Consider the following 253-nt stretch of genomic DNA (forward strand, 5'->3'; position numbering starts at 1 on the left):
CACCCATCAGTTGTGTATTCATAGTTAAGACATCTTAAATAAACTTGACTTAAGATTCCTTTGGTGGATAATTTAAGTGTTCTTTAATTTCGGAGCGAGTCTATGTACAAAAAAGATGTTATTGACCACTTCGGAACCCAGCGTGCTGTTGCTAAAGCACTAGGCATTAGCGATGCAGCAGTCTCTCAGTGGAAAGAAGTTATCCCAGAGAAAGACGCCTATCGATTGGAAATCGTTACAGCTGGCGCCCTGA

Annotated in this window: 1 protein-coding gene; it reads left to right on the forward strand. The window is 41.5% G+C overall.

Features of this window, described 5'->3' with window-relative positions:
* Positions 1-102: 102 nt before the first annotated feature.
* Positions 103-253: Cro/CI family transcriptional regulator (locus KI356_RS28620; protein ID WP_212937085.1), on the forward strand; the 151-nt coding region annotated here is incomplete at its 3' end.

The sequence above is a fragment of the Bacillus hominis genome (assembly GCF_018332515.1).
Classification (GTDB): Bacteria; Bacillota; Bacilli; order Bacillales; family Bacillaceae_G; genus Bacillus_A; species Bacillus_A hominis.